We start from the raw sequence: 26,271 nt of genomic DNA on the forward strand, positions 1-26,271 counted from the left end.
CGGGCTGCCCAAGCCATATGATTGGTTCGAAAGCGGCCCGCTGGCGTCTGAGTCGCGCCGCTTTTGCGTCCGGCTCCAATGGCCGGCTTATTGATCTGCCGCCCACCGGGGCGTTCGGATAGGCCACGGGGATCCATGTCGTTTCGCTTCATTCATGCCGCCGATATCCATCTCGACAGCCCGCTGCGCGGCCTTGCCCGGCGCGGCGAACTCGCCGGCGTGTTCCTCGAAGCCTCGCGAAAGGCGCTGGAAAATCTGGTCCAGGCGGCGATCGACGCGAAGGTCGCTTTCGTGGTCATCGCCGGCGATGTCTATGACGGTGACTGGAAGGACTATGCGACCGGACAATTCTTCGTTCGCGAGATGGGGCGGCTTCACCGCGAAAGCATCCGCGTCTTCCTGATCCGGGGCAATCACGATGCCGAATCCCTCATCAGCAAAAGCCTGACCCTGCCGCCGAATGTCTTCAGTTTTTCCGTCCGCGCGGTGCAGACCGAGACGATCGAGGATCTGCGCGTCGCCCTGCATGGGCGCGGCTTTGCCAACCGGCATGTGGCGGAGAATGTCGCGCTGACCTATCCGGCCGCGAAGCCCGGCTTTTTCAACATCGGTCTGCTGCACACCTCGCTGACCGGCCGCGATGGCCATGACGCCTACGCACCATGCTCGATCGAGGATCTGCGGATCGCGGGCTATGACTATTGGGCGCTCGGTCACATCCATAAGCGCGAGATCGTTTCGGAAGACCCGACCATCGTCTTCCCCGGCAATTTGCAGGGCCGACACGCGCGGGAAACGGGTCCAAAGGGCGCGACGCTGGTCACGGTCACCGATGGGCGGATCGAGAGCCTGGAGGCGCTGACACTTGACGCGGCGCGGTTCGAGACGGTCGAGATCGATGCGTCCGACATGACCGAACCGGCAACCCTGCTGGCCGAAGCGCGGCGCGTCATCGCCGCCGCTCGTGATAGCGCCGAGGGCCGGCCGCTGGCGCTGCGGCTGACGCTTATCGGCGAAACCGCGCTGCACGACTATCTCTCGGTGCAGGCGGAACAGGTCCGCGAGGAAATGCAGGCGCTCGCCTGGGAGGCGGGTTCCGACGTACTGATCGAGAAGGTGCGCGACAAGACCACGGCCAAAACCGGCGCGGCGCGGCTCTCGGCGCTGCTCGGTTTCGACGCGATCCTGGCGGATATCGCCGCCGATCCGGCCTTTCGCGCTGAGATTGCCAAGACCTTGGGCGACCTGCGCGTCCGCACTCCGGTCGAGGCACAGGCACTCCTGGATGCGGACGGCTCCGATGCCGAGGCGCTGGCGGGCTCCGCAATCGAGTTGGCGACGGAAGCGATCCTTGCCGGCCTTGGCCATGTAGGCAACGAGCCGGAGGGCGCACGATGAAGCTCCGCTCACTCGGCCTGGAACGCTATGGCCGCTTCACCGGGCGCGTGCTCGAATTCGATCCCGAGGCGCGTGTCACGGTCATCGTCGGCGCCAACGAGGCCGGCAAGACGACGGCGCTCGCCGCCGTCGCCGATGCGCTTTACGGCATCGAAACGCGCTCACGCTATAATTTCCTGCATGATTACAAGACCATGCGGCTCGCCGCCACCGTCGAAGCGTCGGATGGTCGGTCGCTTTCCTTTGCCCGGTTGAAGCGGCAGAATGCGACGCTGATCGATCCGGCGAGTGATAAGCCGCTGGCCGATGATGTGCTGGCCGCCTTTCTTGGCGCGCATGATCGACAGGCCTTTCTCGATATTTTCGGGCTGAACCAGCGACGCCTGCGTGAGGGCGGCGAGAAACTTCTCGCCGGCGGCGGAGACCTCGCCGAAACGCTGCTGGCCGCCGCTCCCGGCCTTGGCCAGGTGGCAGCTCTGCGCGACCGGTTTCAGGAGAACGCGGCAAAGATCTTCAATCCGGCGCGGAAAACCTCGAGCCACACCTTCCATGCCGCGGTCGACAAGCGCGCGCAGGCGCAAAAGGCCATCCGAGAGCAGGAACTGCGCGTCGACGAGGTGAAGAAGCTGCGCGACGCCGCCGAGCGGGCTGCCGAGGCCCGGAGGGCGGCGGAAAAGGCCGAGCGCGCTGCGGACATGGCGCTGGCCCGGGCTCGCTCGCTGGTACATGGCGTCAAGGAACTCCGCATCCTCGATGCTCAGACGCTGGCCCGCGCCGAACTGGGTGAACTGCCGATCGTGCCATCTGGCTTCGTGCCGCGTGCGCGCGGATTGCTGGCGGCGCTCGACAAGGCGCGAGAGGCGTCCGCTCTCGCGGCAAAGGAAGAGGCAGCCGCGAAAGTGGCGCTTGAGGCCATCGCGGTCGACGACGCCATCCTTGCCTTTGCAGCTGTGATCGAGAGCTGTGACGAGGAGCGCGCCGCGGTCGAAAAAGAGCTGCTGAGCCTGCCAAAGCGGCGCGTTGAGGCCGGTGAGGCGGAGGCCGCCCTGCATCGCATCGCGTTGGCGCTTGGACTTGCCGATGTCGAAACGCTGCGCGAAAAATTGCCGGATCTGCCGTTGCTGGCGCGCGCTGAGGCGCTGGTCGAGAAGATGCGCGCCTCGGCCATTCGCGACGAAGCGGTTTCGCGCGATCGGGCACGGCTCGCGGCTGAACAAAGCTCTGCCGAGGAAGCGCGCGAAGCACTTGGGCATATCGTCGATCCGGTGCCGCTGCAGCGCCGGCTGGCGCGGCTCGATGGCGTCGAGGAGCGCGAGCGGGCGCTTCGCACGCTCGAGCTTCGGCTTGAGGCGCAACAGGCGCAACTGGCCGAGCGGGTCGGCCGGCTCGGGCATGGCGTGGCGGATGCGTCGGCCCTGGCCAGTTTGCCGTTGCCGGCACTTGCCGTGATCGAGGCGGCGCTGCGCGAGTTGAAGAACGCCGCTGACGGGTTGGATCGTCAGAACGAGGCGTTGGCCGGCTTCGAGGAACAGCGCGCCCAAGCCGAGGCCCGGCTGGCGGCGCTTCGCTCCGGCCGCCCGGCGCCGACCGAGGACGTCATCGCCGCCGCGCGAACCGAGCGAGATACCGCCTGGACAGCGCTTCGACCACTGGCGCTTGGCGAGCGTGGCCGGGAGGAAGGCGATGCAGGGCTGGCGCAGCGCATCGATCGCGCGCTGATTGCCGCCGATCAACTGGCCGATGAACGACAGGTCGAGACGCAGCGCCTCGCCGCCCTGGCGCAAGCCGAGCGTGATATTGCCGAGCTTTCCGCGCGGATCGAGATGGCGACGCGGCGTGCCGCCGAGGCGCTCGCGCGGCGGGAGGCGCGGGAAGCAGAATGGGTGGCGCTCTGGACGCCCTGTGGCCTGACGCTACCGACTGACGAACGTGCGCCGGCGTTCCTGCGCGAGGCCGAACTGATCCGTCAGGCGCGCGATGGCATTCGTCAGGAGGCGGCGCAGGCCGCCGCCCAGCGCGAGACGGTGCAAGGAGAGCGGGTCGAGACGGATCGGCTGCGGCATGAACTCGGCCTGCCGCCGCTTGGCGATGCGCCGTTGCGGATCGCGGATCTGCGCGAGGCGATCGCCGCGACCGAAACGCGCTTCCTGCAGGCGCGCGACCATGAGCGCGATTTGCGCCAATTGGAGCAGGGCGCCGCCGATCTCACTGCGCGCCAGCGCGACGGCACGGCCGAGTCCGAGGCACAGGCGGCGGAGGCGGCCGAGATCTTCCCGCGCCTTGCCATTCGTCCGGCCGCGCAGGCCGGCGAGGCCCGCGCTGCCATCGATCTCTGGCGCGAGGCGCTGCCTCAGTTCACGGCACTCCGGTCGCTGGAAACGCGTATTTCCGCGATTGAACGTGACGAAGCCCTGTTCGTTGGCCGGGTTGGTGAACTTCTGGCCGAGGTTGGCGATGCCGTCGCGGATGGCAATCCCTTCGCCTCCGCGCAGCGTCTGCGCAAGCGGCTGGAGGTCGCCGGTCAGGCACGGTCCAAGGCCCACGCCGCCGGGGAGGCGCTCGCGATCCGACGCGCCGCACTCGTGGCTGCGAACGAGGCGTTCGAGCAGGCCGACGCGGCACTGGGCGAATTGCTGGCCGTGGCGGATTGTGCGAGCGCAGAGGCGTTGCCGGCCCTGCTGGAGCGGATGGAAAAGGCATCTATCTGTGACGATCGGCTGGTCGAGGCGCGCCAGCGGCTCGATGGCCTGCGCGGATCGCGCAGCGAGGAGGAGGTTCGCGTGGCGATCGACGGTCGCGACGACGAGGCCCTGATCCTGGCCGCGGCCGAAATCGAAGGAGCGCATTCCGAGGCGCGTGCCGCCCGCGATGCCGCGATCGAGGAAGACACTCAGGCACGATCGGCTCTTGCCGCGCTCGACCGTCGCGAGGGCGCGGCGGCTGCCGCCCAGGACGAGCAGGATGCGGTGGCCGAAATCGCCGAGGCGGTCGAACGGTTCAGCCGCGATCATGTCGCGGCAAGGCTGCTGCAGGCAGCAATCGAGCGCTATCGGGCCGAACATCAAAACCCGATCGTCGAGCGGGCCTCGCGCGCCTTCGCGACCCTGACGGGTGGGCAGTGGAGCGGCATCGGCATCAATTATGACGAGGATCCGCCGCGTCTGGCTGCCTCGCGTGATGGCGCGCATTTCGGTCCGGATGCCTTGTCGGAGGGGACGCGCGATCAGTTGTTCCTGGCGCTACGCATCGCGGCGATCGAGGAGCACGCCCGCCGCGCCACGCCATTACCCTTCATCGCGGATGACCTGTTCATCACCTTCGATGAGGCGCGGACCGCGGCGGGCTTCGAGTTGCTGGCCGAACTCGGCGCGGTGACGCAGGTGATCGTCTTCACCCACCACGTCCATGTCGCCGAACATGCCGCGCGGGTGCTGGGCAACAGGGCGGCGCTGATCGAGTTGTGAGGGCGGGACGGCAATAGCTCGACGCCTGTCCTTCACCCCTCCCTGAGGGAGAGGTGAAGAACAGGCGATGGAGGCTGGAATCAGCCCCCGTCGTTCACTCGCCAAAACTCTGGATGAGCCGCGACCTCGACGGGGTTGTATTGTGCGAGGTCAGCGATGGATCGCGACGACGCGGGCCGGGAAGCCCGAACCGTCCTTGACCTTGGGCCAACTGGCCATGATCAGCGCCCCGGCTTCCGGGACCTTGTCGAGATTATTCATCAGCTCGATCTGCCAGCGGTCGAGCGACAGCACGTAATGCTCGAGCGCGTAGTTGCCGGCCGAGGTGGCGAGGCCGGGATCGGTGTCGATCTGCTCGTGACCGATAGCGGTGATGCCGCGCTCGACGAAAAGCAGTTCCAGCACGTTGCGGCTCCAGCCGGGCGTGTGCACGACGCCATCGGCCGAGCGGTTGTAAAAGCGATCGGAATCCGGCCAGCGCTTGTACCAGTCGGTACGGAGCGCAACGAAAGCCTTCTCCGGGATGCGGCCGTTGCGCGCCTCCCAGGCGGCAACGTCGTCCGTCGTCGGTGTGGCGTCGGCATCCGCCGCCACGCGTTCGCTGATGTCGAGAATGACGAGCGGCAGCAGCATCTCCGAGACCGGGATCTCGTCGAGCGTCCGCCCACCTTCGATGAAGTGGACGGGCGGATCGACATGCGTCCCCCACTGGCCGGGAATGCTGTAGCGATGGACCTGAAATCCATGGCCCTTGGCAAAATCGAACAGCAGTTCGCGCTCCTCGTCCGGGAAAGACGCGAAATGCGGCTGGCCCGGATGGAAGGCGTGGGTGAGGTCCGTGTAGGTCGCACCGGCAAGGCCGCTGCGGTGGAGATCCCAGAGAGGGTTGCTGCCGCTCATGATGTTACGGCTCCGGAACGAAGGCCGGAGCGGCTTCGCTGGCGAGCATCAGCTTGCCGTCCTTGACGCCGATGACCGAGACGGACTTGTCCGGTACGGCGACGCCCGGGCGATAGGTGATCGTGCCGGTAACGCCGGGCAGGCCCGAGGTGGCGGCGATGGCGTCGCGGATCTTGGCGGGCTCCGGGGCGCCGGCGCGCTTGATGGCGTCGGCCATCAACTTGACGGCGTCATAGCCCAGCGCTGCGAAGGAATTCTCCGGCGCGTTGCCGGTCGCCTTCTTGTAGGCGTCGCTGAACGCCTGAACCGCCGGGCTGGCGCCTTCGCCCATGAAGGCATGGGTGGTGAAGTACGCGTCATTGGCAGCGGCGCCGCCGACTTCGAGCAGCAACGGCGTGTCGTAGCCATCGCCGCCGACGACCGGCAGGTTGATGCCAGCCTGGCGCAGCTGCTTCAGGATCAGGCCGATTTCCTCGGCATTGGACGAGGCATAGATGAAGGCGGGCTGCTCCGGCAGCGCCTTGATCTTGGCGATCTGGGCGGTGAAGTTCTTGTCGCCGATCTTGTAGGTGTCCTTGCCGAGCAGCTTGCCGCCGCCATGCTCATACGCCGATACGAAGTAATCGGACAGCAGCGTGGTGTATTCCGAGCCGATGTCGGTCAGCAGGTAGCCGGTCTTGGCACCCAGCTTGTTGAGCGCGAATTCGGCGCCGACAGCAGCCTGAACGTTATCGCCGAAGGCGGCGAGGAACACCTGGTCGCCCAGCTGGCTCGGCAGCTTGGGCGAAGTGGCGCCCGGTGTGATGAACGGGATCTTGGCCTTGTCGACCTGCGGTCCGATCGACAGCACGCTGTCGGAATCGGCGAAGCCGATGATGCCGACGACCTTGTCGCTGTCGATCAACTGGGACGCGACGGTCGAGATGACGGTCGCGTCGCTCTTCGAGTCATAGGTGACGAGTTCGAGCGGGCTGCCGAGTACGCCGCCGGCGGCGTTGATCTCGGCGACGGCAAGCTTCGCGCCGTTCAGCATCGGGCCGTCGAGCGAGGCCTGCACGCCGGTGACGTTGGCGGGGAAGCCGATCTTGATGGGGTCGGCGGCGTAGGCGCCTACGGTGGAGAAGGCAAAGGCGGCGCCGAGCCCGAGGCCGATGGCCGCCCGTCTGGAAAGCTTCATCATCTGTCTTTTCCCTCTTTTTGGTTATGGTTCGCCGATCTTCCGGAGAGACCGAACGTCAGTTCGCGGTCTCCCATGATCCCCTTCGGCCGGAAGATCATGATCAGGATGAACAGGAAGCCGAGCACGATTTGGCTGGCTCCGAACAGAGCAGGCACCGTGATGTCGCCGATCGTGAAGCCACGCTCGACCGAGCGCAGGACTTCCGAAAGGATCGACACGCAGATGACGCCGATGATCGCGCCTGAGAGCGAGCCCATGCCGCCGAGAACCAGCATGGCGATCAAATTCATCGTCATCGCGAAGTAGAAGGTGTTGGGGGAGAAGGAACCGAGATAGTGGGCATAGAGCGAGCCGCCGACGCCCGCGAAGAACGCGCCGATGACGAAGGCGACGAGGCGGGCGCGCAGCACGCTGATGCCCACGGCGCTGGCGGCGATCGTATCGTCGCGCACCGCCTTCATCCGTCGCCCGAACGGTGAATAGACCAGCCGCGACAGCACCAGCAGCGTCACCGCCAGCCAGCCGAGCACCCAGGGCAGCGAGGTTGCCAGCGGCACGCCGGTGAAGGTCCGCGCACCGCGGGTAAAGTCGGAGGCGTTGATCAGCACGACGTTGACGATGATGAGGAAGCCCATCGTCGCGACCGAGACGAAATAGCCGGAAAGCCGCATCAGCGGATAGCCGACGATGACGGCGAGGATCGCTGCGAACAGGCCTGCCGCCAGCGTCGCCGGCAGGAAGGGCAGGCTGAACCAGTTGAGCAGGTCCGGCAGATGGGGCAGCAGCGCCTTTTTCTGCTGGACGGTCAGCGACAGGATGCCGGCGGCATAGGCGCCGGCACCGATGAAGCCGACATGGCCGAGCGAGAACACGCCAGTGAAGCCGTTCGAAAGAGACAGCGACAGCACCAAAATGCTGTTCAGGGCGATCAGCAGCAGGATGCGGACGAAATAGTCGCCCACCACATGCGGCGCGCCAAAGGCGACGACGGCAGCGAGGATGAGCGCCGCAGCGACGGCGAGCGGAATACGCAGATCAGCCTTCACAGCTTGATCTCCCGGTTCGGCTGCATGAGGCCGCCCGGCCGGAACAGCAGGAAGGCGATCAGGAGCGCAAAGACGATGGCGTCGCGGTAGGGGACGACGACGTCGGGCATGAAGGCGACGATGAAGATTTCCAGCGCGCCCAGCATGTAGCCGCCAAGCAGCGCCCCCGAGATCGAACCGAAGCCGCCGATGATCGCCGCGACGAAGGCCTTCAGCAACGGCGTGAAGCCCATCTGCGGCTGCACGACGCCGGCCTGCGCCGCCCAGAGCACGCCAGCGAGGCCGGCATAGGCGGAGGCAACGATGAAGGCGATGATGATCACCTTGTTGACGTTGAGACCGACCAGTTGTGCTGCCTGCATGTCCTCGGCGGCGGCCCGCATGCCGAGGCCGATCGTCGTGCGGGTGATGAACCAGCCGAGCCCGATCAGCGACACGAAGGTCAGCGCCACCGTCAGCACGTTGATGTTGGTGAAGGTGATGGCGCCGCCCGAAAGCTGCCAGGAGGTATTCAGGATATCCGGCAGCGGAAAGTTTCGGGGTGACGAGGTGAACAGCAGGATGCCGAGATTCTCCAGGATGTAGGTGACGGCCAGGCTGGTCAGGAGCCGCGTCACATCCGGCGCGTTGCGGATGGGGCGATAGGCGATGCGTTCGATCAGGAAACCGGCTACCGCCGAGGCGAGGATGCCGCAGAGCATCGCCGGCGCGAACGGCATGCCGATGCCGATCAAGAGCACGGTGGTGAAGGCGCCGACCATCATCACGTCGCCATGGGCGAAGTTGGTCAGCTTCAGGACGCCGAAGACGATCGAGAGACCGACCGCCACCAGCGCATAGAGACTGCCCAGGCTGACGGCGTTAATGATCTGCTGGATGATATATTCAAGTTGGCTCATTCCGCCGCTCCCAGATAGGCCTGAGCCACGCGGTCATCGACGCGGAGTTCGGAAGCGATGCCGGAAAGCGCCACCTTGCCGGTACGAAGCACATAGGCTCGATCAGCGAGTTCGAGCGCGAGGGCGATGTTCTGCTCGACCAGCAGCATGGTCATGCCCTGCCGCTTCAATTCGGCCAGCGCGTCGAAGATGTGGCGCACCAGCAGCGGCGCGACGCCGAGCGACGGTTCGTCGAGAAGCAGCAGGCGCGGCGCAGCCATCAAGGCCCGGGCCAGCGCCAGTTGTTGCTGCTCGCCGCCCGAAAGCGTGCCGGCCAACTGCTTCCAGCGCTCGCGCAGAATCGGGAACAGAACGAACATCTTCTCGGTGTCGCGGGCGACGCCATCGGGATCGGACCGCGTGCAGGCGCCAAGCCGCAGGTTTTCCGCCACCGAAAGGCCGCCGAACAGGCGTCGTCCTTCCGGGCTATGGGCGATGCCGAGGCGGACAATCTGTGGCGCGGTGCGCTTGTTGATCACTGTCCCGGCGAAGGTGACGGTGCCGGATTTGGCTCGTGCCAGGCCGGAGATGCTGCGCAGCGTCGTGCTCTTGCCGGCGCCATTGGCCCCGACGAGCGCGATCACCTCACCCTCGCGGACGTCGAGCGAGACACCCTTCAGGGCGCGCACGGCGCCGAAATTGACTTCCAGATTGTCGACGCGCAGCAGGGGATCAGCTGTGGCCAAGATACGCCTCCCGCACGCGAGGATGGTTGCGGACTTCTTCCGGCGTACCGACGCAGATGACTTCGCCGGTGGCGAGCACCTGGATGCGTTCGCAGAGCCCCATGATCAGGTCCATGTCGTGCTCGACCACGACGACCGCGACGCCGTAACGGTCGCGGATCGTACGGATCAGTCCGGCGAGAACCTTGGTTTCGTTGGAATCGAGGCCGGCTGCCGGCTCGTCGAGCAGCAGCAGTTCCGGCTTGGTCGCCAGCGCGCGGGCGATTTCGAGCCGGCGCTGGTCGCCATAGGGCAGGTCGGCGGCAAGCCGGTCGGACTGATCGGTCAGTCCCATCAGGTCGAGCAACTCGGTCGCGATTGCTTCGGCGGCGGCGACGTTGCGCTGGTACAGCGGTCCGCGCACGACCGAGGCGATCGGGCCGATCGGCTGGCGCAATTGCGCCGCCGACAGCACGTTTTCGCGCACGGTCAGCGTGCCGAACAGGCGCGACCCTTGGAAGGTCCGGGCGATGCCGAGCGCGACGATGCGCGAGGTGCGCATACCGACGATCGAGCGACCCTTGAATTCGATCTGGCCGGAATTTGGCTGCGAGAAGCCGGTGATGAGGTTGAAGAAGGTGCTCTTGCCCGAACCATTGGGGCCGATGACCCCGACGATTTCGCGCGCCCGAAGTGTAATGGCCTGATCGCGCAAGGCGACGAGGCCACGGAACGCCTTGGTTAGCCCCGTAGTCTTGAGCAGGACCTGCTCATCCGATTTGCCGTCACGAAATGCCAAACTCGACCCCTCAAGAGATGCCCGCGTAACTGGTCTGTACGCGGGGTAAACCGAGTAAAGTCTATCGATTATTCCGTATAGCTTGACGATTATTCGCCATTATTTTTTCGGTCGGAATAACGATTGGTATAGATATCGTATTGAAAGTTCAGGCTCTCGCAGTGTCAAGCGAATGCGAGCGAGATGAGAATAATGCCAATCAAGAGCGGTTACTTAGTTCTTGGACCAGGCTGCTGGTGTCGGTTTGACGGCAATAGCCTTTGAATGCAGCCAACGCTCCGTCATGTCGTTCCAGGCTGTCTGTCGTGCAGGCATCGATCGGGCAGATCATGCGAAAGCCCCGGTCGGCGCCGTCGCGGACCGTATGGTCTATGCACTGGTCGGTCAGGAAGCCGGTCACGATGACAGTATCGATGCCAATGTTGCGCATCAGATATTCGAAGATTGTCGAGTTGAAGAGGCTCGACGAGGTCTTCGGCAAGATGATCTCGTCGTCTTCAGGCTTGAGCGCCTCGATGACGCGTGTCTCGGGCGAGCCGGGCGCGAAATGAAAGTCGGTCTGCTTGTAGTCGAGACTGCGGTCTCGTCCGTCGCGCGTCAGGCTTTCGATGACGGTGAAGATGATCTCCGCCCCAGCAGCGCGTCCGGCCTTGAGCAGGCGCGCCATGTTCGGAACCGCCATGTCGCGCGCGCTGCGGAAAAAATACGGCCGCGCGGTTTCGGCACCGGGATGAAAGATGCCGTCCTGCGTATCGATGAACAGGATCGCCGTCCGGGACGCCTCGATGGGCGACAGTCGGGCGAGGAGCGGCGGGCGGGTCATGCTGTGGCGACCTGGAAGCGGCGATAGGCGGCAGGCAGGACGGCGCCAAGGCGGGCGGCCCATTCCGACTGGCCGGCAGCCTCGCCGATCAGGTCCTGGCGGATCTCGAACTCGACATAAGGAAGTCCGCGTTCCTCGCCATGCACGGGGATCGAATAGTCCTTGGCCAGGTCGACGCCATAGGGCTCGTTTTTGCCGACGATGAGGTTTGCCTCAAGCGCCAACTCGTCCAGCACTGGCATCGTGAAGCGCGTATCGGCCCCGTAGCAGAGGCCGATCTGCCACGGCCGCTGGAACGGTTTGGCCCGCAGCGATGGTGTGAAGGAGTGCATCGAGACGAGGATGGTCGGAATGCCGGCGCTCGCGCGACGGTCGAGGATGACCTCGATCTGGCGGTGATAGGGCACGACGATCTCATCGAGGCGTTCGGTGCGCTTTGCCGGCGAAAGATCGGCATTCGCCGGCACGATCGTGCCGTCCGAAACCAGCGCGATGCTGTCCGGCGAGGTGACGCGGCGGTTGCACTCGACGACGAGGCGCGAATAGCGCTGGTACACCAGCGACGCACCAAGTTTCTCGGCGAGATCCTCGGACACGCCGAGAATGCCGATATCGATGCCGATATGGCGGTCCAACTCGGCCTGTTCGAGCCCCAGACCGTCCAGTGCCTTCGGCACGGCATTGCCGGCATGATCGCAGATCAGCACGAAGGGTGAGGTGTCGCCCCGGTCGACAAAGCCGACGGGCTCCGGGTCGCCGGGGCCGAGCAGTCCGCGCGGGTCACTCACAGCCTGGTTCATCTCAATAGGCCCGCGCATAGATGCGGCAGAGCTCGTCGATGTCGATGCCCTCGGCCATGGAGATCTCGCCGCGCTTGTGGATCAGATAGGCGTTGGAAAGCACTGGCCCGAGCCAACCCATCGCAACACTGTCCTGCTCCAGGGCTTCCAGCGCTTCGGGCAGGCTGCGGGGCAGGTCGCCAATGCCGCGCTCGTCGCGCTGGCCTTGCGAAAGCGTGCCGGGATCGCCGCTGGAAAGATACGGCGCCGGCAGGTTTTCGCGGATGCCGGCGAGGCCGGCATGCACCAGCATGGCGAGCTGCAGATAGGGGCTGGCCGTCGCATCGGCGCCGCGGAACTCGATGTTGTAACGCTTGGCGACGTTGACGCCCTCGACCTCGGGATAGGGGCAGATGCGCAGCAGCGCCTCGCGGTCGCGATCGGCGAGGTTGATGTAATAGGCCGACCAGGAATGCGGCTTCAGACGCTCATAGGAAATCACGCTGGGCGCCGTGACCGCGCAAATCGCGCGACCATGCTTGAGGATGCCGGCGGCAAACGATGCGCCGACCGGGCTCAATTTGCCGGGGCCTGCCGGATCGTACATGACGGGGTTGCCGTCCCCATCGATCAGACTGAAATGGATGTGCACGCCGTTACCGACGATGCCGCGCGTTACGACCGGCGAGAAGGAGAGTTGGTAGCCGTGCTTCTTCGCGACGGACTTGCCGATCTCGCGCAGCTTCACCGCCTCGTCCGCCGCCGTTAGCGCTAGCGCCGGATCGACGGTGATCTCGTATTGGCGGGGGCCGTATTCCGGCAGGAACGTGTCCGGCTGCAAGCCGTTGGCGCGCAGCGCGCCGACAAAATCGCCGATGAAGGGTTCAAGACCGCGCAGCGTGCTGGCAGCATAGGCGTCGCCCGGCCGCTCCTCGCCGCCATCAAGCCAGAATTCATGCTCGAAGCTGGCGAGGACCCGCAGGCCTGTCTCGGCCTCTAGCTTGTCGAGCGCATCCTTCAAGACGCCGCGCAGGCAGCAATCCCAGCGTTCGCCGGCCATAGTCAGGATGTCGCCGAGCACGATGCGTTCGACCGGCGTTCCGTCGCCATAGTCGAGTGTGATGTCGCCCTCCGGGCTCGGCACCAGCATGAGGTCGCCTTCGGCGCCGAAAGGCGTCGCCGGAATACGACCGAAGCAGTTGATCATGATGTTGGTTGGCGTCCAGCCGACGCCGAAGCGGCGCCGATTTTCGAGTTCGCGGGCCGGAAAGCCCTTGCCACGAACCTGTCCAGCGATGTCGCTGCAACAGACTGTGACGATCGTTTCACGCTCGATCGCCATACTTCCCCCGATGTCCCGCACTGCATGCCGCCGTTGCGCGTTTGACCCGCGTCTTTGTCCGGCTGCCTCAACGCTAGCATGCGTGACGAAAATTTTACAAGACGCTCAATTAGGCAGCAAAGCTGTAATTTTTCGCACGCGGATGATCGTCAAGGGATCAGCTTGCCTCGCACCTGTTCGATAGCCTCGAAGCGGGCGCGGGCGATCGGCCATTGCCGCGCGTCGATCGAAAGCGCCAGCGTCTCGACCAGCGCGATCAGGCCGATCAGGCTGTCCCAGGGGGAGGGCAGGTCGACCTGGGCGCGGATAACGATATCGGCGACCTGGGCGACGTCGGACATCCAGCGATCGGTGAAAAGCGCCACCACGGCGCCACGCTCCTTGGCGATCTCGGCGGTGCGGATGGTGTCGAGCTGATAGCGGCGGATGTCGAAAAGGATGACGACGTCACGCTTGCGAATGTCGGCCAGTTCGTCGGCGCGGCGCGGCAAGGCTTGCGAAAACAGGCGGACGCGGCTGCGCATCTTGCGCAGATGAAACTCGAGATGGCGGGCGGCCGGATCGGTGAAATCGCCACCGAGCAGGAAGATCTCGCGCCTTTCATCGATCAGAAAGTCGGTCAATCGCTCCATGTCGGCCTGGCTCACCATGGCGAGGGAATTCTCGACCGTCGTGACGAGGCTCTGGGTGAACGCGGCGTAGGCGGTGGAGGTGCCGTCGGCATGCGGTCGCGTCAGCGGATATTCCGCCTGCGCTTCCATCTCCTCGCGCAGCGCCCGGCGGAAATCGGCATAGCCGGAAAAGCCCAGTTTGGCGACGAAGCGAAGGATGGTGGGCGCGCTGACCTTGGCGCGTTCGGCAAAGAGTGCCACTGTCTCCATGCCGGTTGTCGGATAGCGGGCGAGAAGGGCGCGCGCCGCTCTCCGTTCTGCCTCGCTGAGCGAGGCCATGCTGGCCGTGACGCGATCGGCAAGGGTCGGCTTGTTGGTGCGCAGGGAACTCCCCTCCGCCGGCTCTGCCTCGTCGATCATGGACGCTCCCCTGTTCGCAGTAGAATATTCCAATAACATTCTGGCAGCATCTTCCCAGATCCGTAATCCCCATTACAGTGTCTGCGCGCAAACCTAAGCCTCGCCGGAGTTGCCAGATGACAGCCCTACCATCGATCGATGCCGCCAACGGCGCCTATCGCGAACGCAATTTCATTCCGGCGCGCACGGCGCTGCTCAACGTCGATATGCAGAATGGCGAATTCAACGCCGAGCTGCTGGCGCAGGCGCGCATCGACGGCACGCCGGAATCGAAGAAACGCGCCTTTTACGAGCGCATCGCCGACACGCTGATCCCCAATCAGGCCCGCCTGCAGGACGCCGCCCGCGCCGCCGGCATCGAGGTGATCTTCACCGTCATCGAGAGCCTGACGCAGGATGGTCGCGACCGCAGCCTGGATCACAAGATCTCCGGCCTGAACATCGCCAAGGGCTCGTGGGAAGCGCAGCCGATCGAAGCGGTCGGGCCGCGCGGCGACGAGATCATCATCCCGAAGACCGCTTCCGGCATCTTCAACTGCACCAACATCGAATATGTTCTGCGCAATCTCGGCATCGAATACCTCGTCATCTACGGCGTCGTCACCGACCAGTGCGTCGAATCCGCCATCCGCGACGCGGCCGATCGCGGCTTCCTGGTAACGCAGGTCGAGGATTGCTGCGCGGCCGATACGCCGGAAAACCACGCCGTCTCGATCGATTCGATGCGCGGCCACTATTGCCGCACCCGCACGACCGACGAACTCATCGCCGAGATCTCCGGCGCCGCTGCCGTGGCCGCCGCCTGAACCTCGCTTTGGCGAGGCGGAACCGATTCGGCTCGCTCATTTCACCCATCGCCGGCTTCTGTCGGCCAGGTTTCGAAGGACCGACATGTCAGAACAGCCGACGCTCTCGCACAATGAACTCCACGCCTGGGACCGGGATCATTTCTTCCATCCCTCGACCCACATGGCGCAGCATGCGCGCGGCGAGACGCCGAACCGGATCATCGCCGGTGGCGAAGGCGTCTACATTACCGACGTCGACGGCAAGCGCAGCCTCGATGCCTTTGCCGGCCTCTATTGCGTCAATGTCGGCTATGGCCGCACCAAGATCAGCGATGCGATCGCCCACCAGGCGTCGCAGCTTCCCTATTACCATGCCTATGTCGGCCATGCCTCGGAGCCGTCGATCCGGCTCGCGAAGATGGTGATCGACCGCGCGCCGGATCACATGAGCCGCGTCTTCTTTGGCTTGTCGGGCTCCGACGCCAACGAGACCAACATCAAGCTTGTCTGGTACATCAACAACGTGCTCGGACGGCCGGAAAAGAAGAAGATCATCTCGCGCTGGCGCGGCTATCACGGCTCCGGCGTCATGACCGGCAGCCTGACCGGGCTTGCCGCCTTCCACAATCTGTTCGACCTGCCGCGCGCGCCGGTGCTGCATACCGAGGCGCCGTATTTCTATCGCCGCGAGGATCGCAGCCTGACCGAAGAGCAGTTCTCGCAGTTCTGCGCCGACAAGCTGGAAGAAATGATCCTGGCCGAAGGGCCGGAGACGATCGCCGCCTTCATTGGCGAGCCGGTGCTGGGCACCGGCGGCATCGTGCCGCCACCGGCGGGCTACTGGGCGAAGATCCAGGCCATCCTCGACAAATACGACATCATCCTGATCGCCGATGAAGTCGTGACGGCGTTCGGTCGCCTCGGCTCGATGTTCGGCTCGGATCACTACGGCATGAAGCCGGACCTGATCACCATCGCCAAGGGCCTGACCTCCGCCTATGCGCCACTCTCCGGCGTCATCGTGTCGGAAAAGCTCTGGCGCATCCTGGAGCAAGGTTCCGACACGTTCGGCCCGATCGGCCATGGCTGGACCTACTCGTCGCATCCGCTCTGCACGGCGGCCGGCGTTGCCAATCTCGAAGTGGTCGATGAACTCGACCTCGTCAACAACGCCCGCGATGTCGGCGCCTATTTCCGGGAGCGTCTCGCCGATGCGGTCGGCGGTCACCGGATCGTTGGCGATGTGCGCGGCGAGGGGCTGCTGGCCTCGGTCGAGTTCGTCCGGGATCGCGACGACCGCGTGTTCTTTGATGCCGCCGACAAGGTCGGGCCGCGCATTTCGACGGCGCTGCTGGGGCAGGGGGTCATCGGCCGCGCCATGCCGCAGGGCGACATTCTCGGCTTCGCGCCGCCGCTCTGCCTGACGCGCGAGGAGGCGGATATCGTCGTCGCCGCGACGGTCAGGGCTGTCGAAGAAGTCGCCGCCATGCTCTGACGAGTCTGGACACCAATACAGACAGAAACGGCCGGATCATCCTTGATGATCCGGCCGTTTTCGTATCCGCGAAGTGTACTGGAACCGGCTACTTGTCGATCCGGGTCAGTTCTCTGCCGCCATCGGCGCGGTGCAGATATTGCGAGCAAACCAGCCAGCCCTTGATCGGTCTGAGCAACAGCAATGTCGGCAGCAGCAGCAACGGCAGCGTCGTAAACACGTGAACCCAGATCGGGGCAGCGAACTTGATCTGAAGCCAAAGCGCGAAGACCACCGCAGGGATCGCACCAATCAACTGGGCGAAGAAGGCGGGACCGTCGGCCGGGTCGGCGAAGGAAAAATCGAGGCCGCAGACTTCGCATTTCGGCGCCATCTTCAGCCAGCCGCTGAAGATATGGCCGGACTGGCACCTCGGGCATCGGCCGGAGACGCCAAGCTTGAAAGCCAGGCGATAGGGGGATTCGGTTTCGCTCATCGGGCGATCCTTCGGTGCTATTCGCGGCCGCTGCTACCAACCCTGGCAACGTCGGGCCTTCAGAAAGAAATCGCTGACGCTCCGAGAAGTCGCGCTTCCAAGGATCGTGCCTGTCTTTCCATCTCAGTGCTTAAAATATAATCGCTTTCCCTCGTAGACACGAGGTGACGAAATGTAGCCGGCAATCTGTCGCAGCCGCGACGAGGTCTAATTGCTTTCTGTCACCAGCGAGTCGCGCAGGTTTTGCATCTCGGTCGCGACGAAGGCTGGCAGCGGCGCTGCAATCGCGGGCTGCTTCTGATTGCGAGCCGACCGTCCCAGCTCCAGCAAGGCATCGCGCATCGCGCTTGCGCCATTCGGGCCAAAGAGGGAAAGGGCTGTTTCCCGCGCTTTGGCTTCGCCATCCGCTTCCATGGCCCAGCATGTGGAAAGCACGCGATAGGCAAGCCGTTGGGTCGTGACCACGGCGGGCCACATCCGCTCCACCTGTTCGCCGTGGCGCGGCGACGAGCCGACGCTGCGATCATAGGCCTGCAGCAGGGTGATCGCCCGGTGTTGCAGGTCGTGTCGTGCCGCTCGCGCCGTTGGGGTCAGGACATCGCCCCTGGACATGGGCCCGATAACGGCGGCGATCGCGTTCAGCGTGCGGACGAGTTCATCCGGGACCCTGGATGTGGCAAAGCGCGGGCGCGACAGCGCAAACACTGTCAGCCCGACGACACAGCCGATGACGGTATCGACGCCGCGTACCCAGAGCAGGTGACCGACATCGGGGACGGGATGGCCACCCGCTGCGATCGTCAGTGCTGCCGCCGTGATGAAAATCACCGCCAGCGCATAGTTTCGGATGACGATCATCTCGATGGTGAACTGGAGAGCCATTAGCGTCACTGCGATCCAGAGTCCTTCCGGCTGGAGGACAAGGATCGCGCCGGCCAGCAGCAGGCCGACCAGCGTCCCGGCCATGCGCTCCAGACCGCGCTGCAGCGTGCGAGCCCAGTCGAGGCCCTGATGCAGGATCAGCATGGCGGCGGCGATGCACCAATAGGCGCGTTCCAGCCCGAGCATCGCGCCGATGGTGCCGGCGATCGCGGTTGCAATGCCGACGCGCAACGTCACCAGCAGCGCTGGTGACCAGGGCCGCAGGCTTTCCCGCAGCGAAGCGAGCACGCCGGGATGTCCGAGCGGGACGTGGCCCGGGTCGGTGCGCTCGGCTTCAGGGTGCGGTTTCTGCGCTTCGGCGCCAATATGGCGCGCCTTGATGGCGGCACTTTCTGGCAACGGCGCCGTCGCGTTCATCGCCTCGGCGAACAACTGGTTCAATTCGCGGCCCATGGCGCGCAACCGGCTCAGCGTTCCGTCAGGACGCGGCTTGGGCGGCTGGAAACGGACCAGTGTCGTCCAGGATTCCTGCATCGTGAGGGCTGCATGGTGCCGGGCAGCATCCTGGGCCGGCGTTCCAACGGCCTCGATGAAACGCGCGACAGCCTCGGCAGCTGTGGCGACAGCCTTCCGCTCGGGGCCGCGCGGCCAGAAGAAGGCGCCGATCATATGAGCGAGCCAGGCGACGCCGCCGCCGGCCGCCACCAGCAAGGCGGTATGCCAGATCGTCAGATGCGGTGCGTCAATGGCGGTGCCGGCCGCGCAGACCAGCGTGAACATAAAGGCGCCGGGCGGCGACACCCGCAGCGCATTGCAGAGAAAGGTAGCCACCATTGCCATCATTGCGATGACGGGAACCACCGTCCATGGCGTCGTCTGCGCCAGGAGGCCGACGCTGACGGCAACGGCGAAAGCGAGGGCGATCAGGGCGAGATAAAACGCCCGGTTGAGGTAGGGACGATCACTGCCATAGAGCGCGGTGAAGGCTCCGAGCGTCGCCATCAGTCCGGCGGAAGTATCGCCGACCGCCCAACCCACGACCACCGGAATGCCCATGCAAAGTGCGGCGCGACTGGCAAAAGGCCAACGCCGCTTGGCGTCCCGAAACTGGAACAGCATGCCGAGACTCAGCGAGCTGCGGGGCGGCGGCGGCGGTATCGGCAGTGCGGATGTCGAGGGCGATGACGTCGTCGTCATTGTGGGCATGGAACCAGCAGGCAGACGTTGCAGAGACCAGTCTCACCACCCTACCGGATTGGATCCCATCGGCGAAGCGTCGCGGCGCGATATTGGACGTTCCCGCTAGCGTTCGATGTCGTCGTCGCTCTCGATCTCGTCTTCGTTTTCCTCGTCATCCTCCGGCATGTCGATCGCCTCGCTCATGGGGCGACCGTCCGTATCGATCAGGGCATCGAGAAAGGCCTGGTTAGCGCGCTGGTCTACATCCGGGATCGCATGATCGGAGACGGTTTGGCTCGGAGGTAGCGGATCGGGAATCGGCTTCTTCGGGTCCATCGCAAGTCTCCTTCGGGCAAGGCAAAACAAGGCGGGCAGCGACGAAAGAGCCGCTCCCGGTTCGTTCCAGCGAGCCTTCGCTATTCAGCGGAAGCTTCGCTAGTCGGTAAGAAGGTCGTCTCGAACCCGCAGTCCGCGGGCCAGAAGCCGCAAGGCTTCCTTCGAGATCAACCAGCCCGATTCGCAGCGCATGATCTGCGTCACGGCAACGCCGGTCCTATCCGCAAGATCCGTTTGGCTAATGCAGCGCCATTCACGGATGGCTTTAAGCGGCTGTTCTCCGGCGGCTATCTTGTCAAGAACATGGCTCGGCAGCCCGGCGGTATCGCGCGGTCCCACGTCGGGCTGCTGACGGAAATGACGAAGCTCCATCTTTCCCTCCCAATCGATGGCACTCCCCTGCCACCTTCAGTTAGGAACGCACGAATCCGGAAAATGTTCCAGATATTCGTGCGCCTGGAGCGATGTCGTCAGGTTGCCGGAAGCGCCGGCAGGCCGGCCCGGAGGCGGAACTCCGGCTTGCGGATGTCCAGTTCGCTGCCGGCCAGATCATCGGCGGCGGCCGTGCACAGATAGACGATCGCCAGCGCGGGATCGCCGACGCCGGCGAGCTTCTCGCGCGGCAACTGGCTGACCGGGTTGATGCCCGAGGCGCGGATTTCGACCTGCATGCCGGTATCGACGATACCAGGCGCGAAGCCGAAGGCGCGAATGCCTCGTGCGCCATATTCGAGCGCCAGCGATTTCGTCACCATGGCGAGTCCAGCCTTGGCGGCGCAATAGGCGCTCCAGCCCTCCATGGCGTGATGGGCGGCCCCGGAGGAGAGGTTGACGATGGTGCCGCGCCCCTGGTCGAGCATGGCCGGCAGCACGGCCCGCGCCATGGCAGCCGCGCCGATGAGCGTGGCGTTTATATTTGCGGCCCAGGCGTCGGCGTCGGTCTCGTGCAACAGGCCGATCGGCTGCACCGTACCGGCATTGTTGACGAGGATGGTCGGCGCGCCGACGATCGCGGTCGCCTCGCGCACAGCCGCACGGACGGAATCAGGGTCTGCAACATTGCAAGCGAGGCCGATGGCGCGGCCTTCGGCGCATTCGCGCGCGATTGCCTCGGCGTCTTCGAGGCGGCGCGCCGTGACGATGACCCGCGCGCCAGCTTCGGCGAGCGCCTTGGCGGTGGCGGCGCCGATGCCCCCCTTGGCGCCGGTGACGAGGGCGATTTCTCCGTCGAGCATGCTGGGTCCGATCAATCCATGTGCCATTGCAGGGGCAGAAGATAAGCGAAACCGGTGCGCGGATCGCCCTCGATCTTCATGATCGGCGCCATGGCGACGCCCCAGCGCGCATTGACCGGATCGTCCTTCAGATAGGCGATGGTCTTCTGCAGATCGTCCGTCTCGAAATAGCCGATCAGCTTCAGGCCGAGCCGGAAAATCGAGTAATTGCGCATGCCGGCTGCCTTCAGCGTCTCCAGCATCTCCGGCCAGATCTCGTCATGCGCCTTCTTGTATTCCTCTTCGCATCCCGGACGGACTTCCAGAACCCAGGCGTATTGACCCATAGCTTCCCCCTCAGGCGAGATAATCGTGAACGATGCGGCCGGGCACGAGCGTGAAATCGGCCTTCCAGTGCAGCCCGTCGAGCATATCGACGACCGGCAGCCGGTGGATCGGCGCCTGCGCGTTGGGGCGCAGTTCGACGGTGCAGGGACCACCCCAGCATTCATGAACGACGACATTCTGAAGGCGTCGCGACGTCAACTGGCGAATGGCCGGGCGCTGGTCGATGTGATCGATGACCTTGAGATTGATGTTCTCGGCGAAGTCGAAATGCTTGTTGAGGCTGGCCAGCGTGTCGGTGCGCTGCTTGTAGGGCAGCGTCCCGGTCAGCACGTCGATGCCGTTGCGGGCCACCGTTCCGACGACGAGGTCGCCGCGCAGTTCCAGCTTCGGATCGCCCAGCTTCTTCGGCTGGCCGTGCAATTCGCGGCCATGCGCGACGCCGGCATCCGAAGACAGGAACAGATAGGGCGAATAGGAACCATCCGCGACGCCGGGCAGCCGGCAGCCGAGCGAGACGTTGCTCTCGCCATAGGGGCCGAGCCATTCCGTGTCGTTCATGCGGTAGATATGCGCCATGACGATGTCGCTGGTCGGCTCCAGCGGCGGCGGCAGCAGCCGGGCGACCGCCGCCTCCGTCGTGCGCCACACCAGTGTCAGCACGTCGACATTGCGGAAGGTGAACGGGTAGGGCGGCACCATCGGTGCGTCCCAGGGCGTCGAGAAGCCGGGCTTCAGGATGTCCTCGACCGTCAGCCGGTCGAGGCCGCCATTGCGCAGGTCCTTGCTCATCAGTCGGCATCCCTTCCGAAGCGGGCTTCCTTCGGCGGCGCGATGCCGTAGCCGACGAAGCCGCCCGTTACATTGATCAGTTCGCCGGTGACGAAGGAGGCTTCCGGCGAGGCGACATAGGAGACGGCGGCGGCGACATCGGCCGGGCGGCACCAGCGGCCGACGGGGATCGTCTTCAGCACCTGCGCCTCGAACGCCTCCCACGACAGGCCGAGCTTCTCAGCCTTCTCGCGAAACTGCTTCTCCATGCCGGTTCCGGGTCCGACATGGCCGGGCGCGACGCCATTGACGGTGATGCCGTAAGAGGCAAGCTCGACCGCGAGGCACTGGGTCAAGCCCCAGAGCGCGTTCTTCGACGAGATGTAGGCGCTGGAATACGGGTTGCCGAAGTTGAGGCGGGTGATGATGTTGATGATCCGGCCGCTTTCGGCCCGCATCATGGCGCGGGCGGCGGCGCGGCAGGTCAGGAACGGCCCACGCGCATTGACGCTCTGGATCCGGTCCCATTCCTCCGGCGTCGTATCAACGACCAGCTTCTGCAGATGGATGCCGGCGGCGTTGACCAGCACGTCGAGGCGGCCATGTGTTCCGAGCACGGACTCAAAGGCCTGATCGACGGAGTTCGCGTCGGTGATGTCGATCGCGATGCCGCTGCCACCAACACTGCTTGCGACCTCAGCCGCCAGTGCCTCGTTATGGTCGGCGGCGACGACGTGATAACCGTCGCTCGCCAGTCGGCGCACGATTTCCGCGCCGATGCCGCCGGCGCCGCCGGTCACGAGCGCAATGCCTTTTGCCGTCACGCCAGCCACTCCCTTACACAATCCCGCATGTCGACGGTCTCGGTCAGCACGTCGTCATGCTGGCCGTCCATGTAGTCCTGATGCACATATTCGATCGAGAGATAGCCGTTATAACCAGCCGCTCTCAGTGTCCCGAGCATGGCGCCGAAATTGAGCGTGCCGAGCGCAAGCTTGCATTGCAGCACGCCGGCGCGCGCCTGGCGCAGATGCACATGGGCCGCGTGCGACGCCAGCACGTCGATCTCTTCCTGCCGATAGCCAAGGCAGGCGAAATGGGCGTAGTCGAGCGTCAGCTTCAGTCCCGGCACGCGGTAGAGCAAGTCGAGCACCAGCGTCGGACTTTCGAGATAGGAATGCACATGCGGCTCGACGGTGAGCTGGATGCCCTCCGGCGCCGAGATCGCCACCAGCCGGCGCAGGCTTTCCGCCGATTCCGTCAGCGCCGATACGCGGTCCTGGCCGGGATTGACCACGCCCGGCAGCACGAAGACACTGGCGAGGCCCGCGCGCTTGGCGAAGCGGACAACCTGCCGGAAATCTGCCTCGTTGCGCTCGCGATTGCGGGGATCGGCCAGGTTCCGGTCCGACAGCGAGCCGCCGAACAGATGATAGAGATTGGGCAGCGCGACGCCGAGCTGAAGCACGCGGTCGGCGGTGCCGTCTGGGTCGGCGATCAGCGCCTCGCGGTCGAGGCCGGGCTTGTAGAAATAGCCAAGATCGAGCGCGCCGATGCCGAGGACGCGGGAGAGCCCCGCCGCCTCGTCCAGCGTCAGGCTGCGCAGCGACCAGGAAGCGAGCGACAGCTTCATGGGGTTCAGACCTTTTCCATCCGGCCGCTTTCGGCCGAACGGTAGAGCGCGTCGAGCACTTCGACGGCGCGCATGCCGACCGTACCGGGCGAGGCGTTCGGCGGATTGAGGCCACGGCAGATGTCGACCAGCAGATTGACCGGCTCGACGCAGCTATAGGCGCCGGCGCCGGGCTCGATCGTGACGAATTCATCGGTGCCGTCACGGCGGCTTACTTCCAGCCGCTCGCGTTCGATGTCGAGCAGCAGCATGCCTTCCGAGCCGAAGATGCGCAGGTCGATCTGGAAACCGCGATGTTTGGGAACCGTCGAGGCGCCGGAAAGGGAGGCGGTCGCGCCATTGGCGAAGCGGACGACCGCGGCGTCGTAATAATCGACGCCGGCCGGCGAGCGGCCGACCATGGCGAAGACCTCTTCCGGCGCAATGTCGGCGATCTTGAACAGAAGACCGAGCGCATGCACCAGCTGGCCCCAGCCATAACCGCCGGCGCGCTGCGGGTCGGCCCAGGTCGAGGCCGGCGGGCGGAACATCGCCCCTTCGGTTTCCTTCATCGGCTGGCCGGCCATCAGGTCGCCCAGCGCCGAGGCCATCTGCAGCACGACATGCTCGACCTTGCCGATCTTGCCGGCGGCGACCAGCTCGGCGGCGCGCTCGCTGAACGGCTTGAAATTCCAGCCATAGGGAACGACGACTTCACGGCCAAAGGCTGCGGCTTCCGTGACAATGTCGCGCGCGTCGGCGGCGTTGGTGGCGAGCGGCTTCTCGACCAGCACATGGCAGCCGGCGCGGATCGCGGCGATCGCATGCTCATGGTGCAGCACATGCGGCGAGGCAATGATCACACCGTCGAGTTCGACCTCGCGCAGCATGTCGCGATAGTCCTCGAACCCACGCGGAATATCGAATTTCGCCTGGATCTGCGCCAGTTCTGTCTGGCCGAGCCGGTTGACGGCGACCAGCTCGCAGTCCGGGTTCGCCTTCAGGATCGGGATGTGGTTTTCGACCGCCCACCAGCCAGCCCCGATGATGCCTATCCTGGCGCGCTTCATGAGTTTCGTTCCATTAGGGAGTGATATCCATGGCGTTGACCGTAGAGAGGTGCACGTTGGTCATGTGCTGGACCATCGCCGCCTCGGCGGCGTCGGGATCGCGCGCTTCGAGGGCGGCGACGATCAGTTCGTGATCCTTGAAGGATTGACCGAGCACGCCCGGATTTTCGGCGGCGATGCGGCGGTATTCCATGCCGAGGATGTAGAGCGACGTCGAGACGCGCACGAGGAACGGGTTGCCGGTCGCATCCGACAGGACGCGGTGGAACTCGACGTCGGAAACGCGGAAGCCGATGGGATCGTTGATCAATCCGCGCTGGACGAGAAGCATGTTCTTCATCCGCGTCAGGTCTTCGGCCGTGATGCGCTCGGCCGCCATGCGCCCGATGCCGCCGTCGATCAGCTTTCGTGACTCGTAGAGCGCGTTGACGTTGTGCTCGTTGAGCGTGATCAGCAATTGCAGGGGCCCAAGCAGATCCGAGGCTTCGAGCGACGACACATAGATGCCGCCGCCCTGCCGGACCTTGAGCACGCCAAGGATCTGCAGGCCGCGCAGGGCCTCGCGGACGCTCGGCCGGCTCACCTGCATGGCGGCAGCCAGCTCGCGTTCGGGCGGAAGCTGGTCGCCCGGCCGAAGGTTCTTCGTCCGCACCAGGTCGAGCAGCTTCTTGGCGACCTGTTCGGCTACCGAGCTGCGCTCGATCGGTTCGAAATCGCCTGCGCCCATCTCCGCCATCTTATTCGCCTAGCGCGCGGGTTCGGATCTGGTCGAGGCTGACGGCGAGCATCAACACGACGCCGCGCGTCACGTCCTGCCAGAAGCTGGAAACATTGAGCAAAGTCAGGCCGTTATTGAGCGTGCCGAGGATCAGCACGGCAAGCAGCGTGCCCCAGACGCTGCCGCGTCCGCCGTTCAGGCTGGTGCCGCCGAGGATGATCGCGGCGATGACGGTGAGGAGCTGCGAGCCGGCGGCGGTAGGTCCCGCCGCGCCCAGCATGGCGCCGAGGATGGTGCCGGCGATGGCGCCGGAGATGGCCGAGATCACATAGAGGGTGATGACCGTCTTCTCGAGCGGGATGCCGATCAGGCGCGAAGCCTCGGCATTGCCGCCGGCGGCATAGATGTAGCGACCGAAGCGCATCTTCGTCATGACGATCCAGAGACCGACGAAGGTCACCATCATGATGATGAACGGGATCGGGATGCCGATGACGCGGCCCGAGCCGACCCAGTTGAAGCCCGGAACCATCAGCGGCCGGGTCAGGCCGCCGGTCAGCACCAGGGCGATGCCGGAGATGATGCTCATCATGCCGAGCGTCACGATCAGCGGGTTCAGGCGTAAACGGGTTGTAAACAATCCGTTAACCACGCCGATGGCGGCGGCAACCACGATCGCCAGCAGCACGCCGATCCAGATCGGGAAGCCCATGCCGTACAGCATCGAGATGACGACGCCGGTCAGGCCGGCGATCGCCGCGACCGAGAGATCCAACCCGCCGGCGATGATCAGCGGCGTGCCGGCAGCGGCCATCAGGCCGATATAGGCGACGTTGCCGCCGATATTCAGCATGTTGCGGAGCGTCAGGAAATAGGGCGACAGGACGGAGAAGACCGCGATCAGGATCAGGTAGAATATCCCGAGCATGGCGACGCCTGACCAGGGCTTGCCGAACAGGGAGAGCATCTGTTCCCTGGCGCCACTGGGGGTGTGTGTTTCGATGGATTGGGCCATGGGATG

26 protein-coding genes are annotated in these 26,271 nt (G+C 65.0%); 4 read left to right on the forward strand and 22 right to left on the reverse strand.

The genetic code is table 11. The features are described from left to right. The first annotated feature begins 135 nt into the window (after nt 1-135). Both OSH12_RS13255 and OSH12_RS13260 read left to right on the forward strand, forming a co-directional pair. Complete coding sequence (locus OSH12_RS13255) at nt 136-1,398, forward strand: metallophosphoesterase family protein (RefSeq protein ID WP_266344045.1); 1,263 nt, start codon at nt 136-138, stop codon at nt 1,396-1,398. Beyond that, the gene (locus OSH12_RS13260; RefSeq protein ID WP_266344046.1) at nt 1,395-4,862 is read left to right on the forward strand and encodes an ATP-binding protein; all 3,468 of its coding nucleotides are present in this window, start codon (nt 1,395-1,397) and stop codon (nt 4,860-4,862) included. The genes OSH12_RS13255 and OSH12_RS13260 overlap by 4 nt, the downstream gene beginning before the upstream one ends. A 150-nt stretch (nt 4,863-5,012) precedes the next feature. Here OSH12_RS13260 and OSH12_RS13265 read toward each other — a convergent pair whose 3' ends face one another. The 10 genes from OSH12_RS13265 to OSH12_RS13310 all read right to left on the reverse strand — a co-directional run bounded on the left by OSH12_RS13265 (nt 5,013) and on the right by OSH12_RS13310 (nt 14,365). After that, nucleotides 5,013-5,762 carry a cyclase family protein gene (locus tag OSH12_RS13265; RefSeq protein WP_266344047.1) on the reverse strand — a complete coding sequence of 250 codons (750 nt, stop codon included), beginning with the start codon at nt 5,760-5,762 and terminating at the stop codon, nt 5,013-5,015. Nucleotides 5,763-5,766: 4 nt separating this feature from the next. Continuing rightward, entirely contained in the window at nt 5,767-6,942 is a 1,176-nt protein-coding gene (locus OSH12_RS13270; protein ID WP_266344048.1) for an ABC transporter substrate-binding protein, read from the reverse strand. Next, on the reverse strand, nt 6,939-7,988 hold the full coding sequence (locus tag OSH12_RS13275; RefSeq protein WP_266344049.1) for a branched-chain amino acid ABC transporter permease: 1,050 nt from the start codon (nt 7,986-7,988) through the stop codon (nt 6,939-6,941). The genes OSH12_RS13270 and OSH12_RS13275 overlap by 4 nt, the downstream gene beginning before the upstream one ends. Further along, the gene (locus OSH12_RS13280; RefSeq protein WP_266344050.1) at nt 7,985-8,887 is read right to left on the reverse strand and encodes a branched-chain amino acid ABC transporter permease; all 903 of its coding nucleotides are present in this window, start codon (nt 8,885-8,887) and stop codon (nt 7,985-7,987) included. The genes OSH12_RS13275 and OSH12_RS13280 overlap by 4 nt, the downstream gene beginning before the upstream one ends. Next, nucleotides 8,884-9,612 carry an ABC transporter ATP-binding protein gene (locus OSH12_RS13285; protein WP_266344051.1) on the reverse strand — a complete coding sequence of 243 codons (729 nt, stop codon included), beginning with the start codon at nt 9,610-9,612 and terminating at the stop codon, nt 8,884-8,886. Before OSH12_RS13285 ends, OSH12_RS13280 begins: the two co-directional genes overlap by 4 nt. After that, on the reverse strand, nt 9,599-10,390 hold the full coding sequence (locus OSH12_RS13290; RefSeq protein ID WP_266344052.1) for an ABC transporter ATP-binding protein: 792 nt from the start codon (nt 10,388-10,390) through the stop codon (nt 9,599-9,601). Before OSH12_RS13290 ends, OSH12_RS13285 begins: the two co-directional genes overlap by 14 nt. A gap of 199 nt (nt 10,391-10,589) precedes the next feature. Next, nucleotides 10,590-11,213 carry an isochorismatase family cysteine hydrolase gene (locus tag OSH12_RS13295; RefSeq protein ID WP_266344053.1) on the reverse strand — a complete coding sequence of 208 codons (624 nt, stop codon included), beginning with the start codon at nt 11,211-11,213 and terminating at the stop codon, nt 10,590-10,592. Then, nucleotides 11,210-12,001 carry an N-formylglutamate amidohydrolase gene (locus OSH12_RS13300; protein ID WP_266344054.1) on the reverse strand — a complete coding sequence of 264 codons (792 nt, stop codon included), beginning with the start codon at nt 11,999-12,001 and terminating at the stop codon, nt 11,210-11,212. Before OSH12_RS13300 ends, OSH12_RS13295 begins: the two co-directional genes overlap by 4 nt. A 13-nt stretch (nt 12,002-12,014) precedes the next feature. Beyond that, entirely contained in the window at nt 12,015-13,334 is a 1,320-nt protein-coding gene (locus tag OSH12_RS13305; RefSeq protein ID WP_266344055.1) for a glutamine synthetase family protein, read from the reverse strand. A 149-nt stretch (nt 13,335-13,483) separates the two neighbouring features. Continuing rightward, a complete protein-coding gene (locus OSH12_RS13310; RefSeq protein ID WP_266344056.1) occupies nt 13,484-14,365 on the reverse strand; it encodes a MurR/RpiR family transcriptional regulator in 882 nt (293 codons plus the stop codon). A gap of 116 nt (nt 14,366-14,481) precedes the next feature. Between OSH12_RS13310 and OSH12_RS13315 the strand changes: the two genes are divergently transcribed. After that, nucleotides 14,482-15,171 carry a cysteine hydrolase family protein gene (locus OSH12_RS13315; protein ID WP_266344057.1) on the forward strand — a complete coding sequence of 230 codons (690 nt, stop codon included), beginning with the start codon at nt 14,482-14,484 and terminating at the stop codon, nt 15,169-15,171. A gap of 85 nt (nt 15,172-15,256) precedes the next feature. Beyond that, entirely contained in the window at nt 15,257-16,648 is a 1,392-nt protein-coding gene (locus OSH12_RS13320) for an aspartate aminotransferase family protein (protein WP_266344058.1), read from the forward strand. Between the two features lie 88 nt (nt 16,649-16,736). Here the strand turns inward: OSH12_RS13320 and OSH12_RS13325 are convergent, their stop codons facing one another. From OSH12_RS13325 to OSH12_RS13380, 12 genes are all read right to left on the reverse strand, one after another. Next, the gene (locus OSH12_RS13325) at nt 16,737-17,123 is read right to left on the reverse strand and encodes a DUF983 domain-containing protein (protein ID WP_266344059.1); all 387 of its coding nucleotides are present in this window, start codon (nt 17,121-17,123) and stop codon (nt 16,737-16,739) included. Nucleotides 17,124-17,330: 207 nt separating this feature from the next. Further along, entirely contained in the window at nt 17,331-19,124 is a 1,794-nt protein-coding gene (locus tag OSH12_RS13330; protein ID WP_266344060.1) for an FUSC family protein, read from the reverse strand. Between the two features lie 183 nt (nt 19,125-19,307). Next, nucleotides 19,308-19,520: a hypothetical protein gene (locus OSH12_RS13335; RefSeq protein WP_266344061.1), complete on the reverse strand. Its 213-nt coding sequence runs from the start codon at nt 19,518-19,520 to the stop codon at nt 19,308-19,310. Between the two features lie 99 nt (nt 19,521-19,619). Continuing rightward, nucleotides 19,620-19,892: a helix-turn-helix domain-containing protein gene (locus tag OSH12_RS13340; protein WP_266344062.1), complete on the reverse strand. Its 273-nt coding sequence runs from the start codon at nt 19,890-19,892 to the stop codon at nt 19,620-19,622. A 98-nt stretch (nt 19,893-19,990) separates the two neighbouring features. Next, nucleotides 19,991-20,755, reverse strand: coding sequence for an SDR family NAD(P)-dependent oxidoreductase (locus OSH12_RS13345; protein ID WP_266344063.1), 765 nt, complete (start codon nt 20,753-20,755; stop codon nt 19,991-19,993). 11 nt (nt 20,756-20,766) lie between these two features. After that, nucleotides 20,767-21,081, reverse strand: coding sequence for an L-rhamnose mutarotase (locus OSH12_RS13350; RefSeq protein WP_266344064.1), 315 nt, complete (start codon nt 21,079-21,081; stop codon nt 20,767-20,769). A 10-nt stretch (nt 21,082-21,091) separates the two neighbouring features. Then, on the reverse strand, nt 21,092-21,871 hold the full coding sequence (locus tag OSH12_RS13355; RefSeq protein ID WP_266344065.1) for an acetoacetate decarboxylase family protein: 780 nt from the start codon (nt 21,869-21,871) through the stop codon (nt 21,092-21,094). Next, the gene (locus OSH12_RS13360; RefSeq protein ID WP_266344066.1) at nt 21,871-22,674 is read right to left on the reverse strand and encodes an SDR family NAD(P)-dependent oxidoreductase; all 804 of its coding nucleotides are present in this window, start codon (nt 22,672-22,674) and stop codon (nt 21,871-21,873) included. Before OSH12_RS13360 ends, OSH12_RS13355 begins: the two co-directional genes overlap by 1 nt. After that, entirely contained in the window at nt 22,671-23,483 is an 813-nt protein-coding gene (locus OSH12_RS13365; protein ID WP_266344067.1) for a sugar phosphate isomerase/epimerase family protein, read from the reverse strand. The genes OSH12_RS13360 and OSH12_RS13365 overlap by 4 nt, the downstream gene beginning before the upstream one ends. A gap of 5 nt (nt 23,484-23,488) precedes the next feature. Continuing rightward, nucleotides 23,489-24,532 carry a Gfo/Idh/MocA family protein gene (locus tag OSH12_RS13370; RefSeq protein WP_266344068.1) on the reverse strand — a complete coding sequence of 348 codons (1,044 nt, stop codon included), beginning with the start codon at nt 24,530-24,532 and terminating at the stop codon, nt 23,489-23,491. A gap of 13 nt (nt 24,533-24,545) precedes the next feature. After that, the gene (locus OSH12_RS13375; protein ID WP_266344069.1) at nt 24,546-25,268 is read right to left on the reverse strand and encodes a FadR/GntR family transcriptional regulator; all 723 of its coding nucleotides are present in this window, start codon (nt 25,266-25,268) and stop codon (nt 24,546-24,548) included. A 1-nt stretch (nt 25,269) separates the two neighbouring features. Beyond that, nucleotides 25,270-26,265 (reverse strand): ABC transporter permease, encoded by a 996-nt coding sequence (locus OSH12_RS13380; RefSeq protein ID WP_266344070.1) that lies wholly within the window; start codon nt 26,263-26,265, stop codon nt 25,270-25,272. Between the last annotated feature and the right edge of the window lie 6 nt (nt 26,266-26,271).

This window comes from Kaistia terrae (assembly GCF_026344005.1).
Lineage (GTDB): Bacteria > Pseudomonadota > Alphaproteobacteria > Rhizobiales > Kaistiaceae > Kaistia > Kaistia terrae.